This window comes from Bifidobacterium sp. M0353, assembly GCF_016100645.1.
GTDB lineage: Bacteria > Actinomycetota > Actinomycetes > Actinomycetales > Bifidobacteriaceae > Bombiscardovia > Bombiscardovia choladohabitans.
Genome location: NZ_JACFSB010000203.1, coordinates 1 through 263, shown reverse-complemented (window position 1 = coordinate 263; position 263 = coordinate 1). Strand labels below are relative to the sequence as shown.

The following is a 263-nucleotide window of genomic DNA, read 5'->3' as shown; positions in this document are numbered from 1 at the left end:
ATTAGTACTACATGGTGGTTCAGGTATACCTTTTGACGATGTAAGGCATGCAAAAGAATATAATCTAATCAAGGTGAATTACGGTGCGGATATAAGGAAAAAATTCATTTCAACGTTTGGTAAAGCATATGAAAATGATCATAATGCTTTTGATTTAAAAACTTTATCTCAAAGAGGGATAAATAGTGTGGCAAAGACTGTAGAAGATATTATGGATAATATTGACTAAAATTAATTTTCTGGTTTTCGATAGCTGATCGAAA

The 263-nt window shown here is 30.8% G+C and carries 1 protein-coding gene; it reads left to right on the top strand.

What is annotated here, in order from left to right; all coding sequences use genetic code 11:
* The coding region (locus H3V04_RS09560; RefSeq protein WP_198188423.1) for a class II fructose-bisphosphate aldolase at positions 1–229 on the top strand (229 nt) is incomplete at its 5' end.
* Positions 230–263 lie beyond the last annotated feature (34 nt).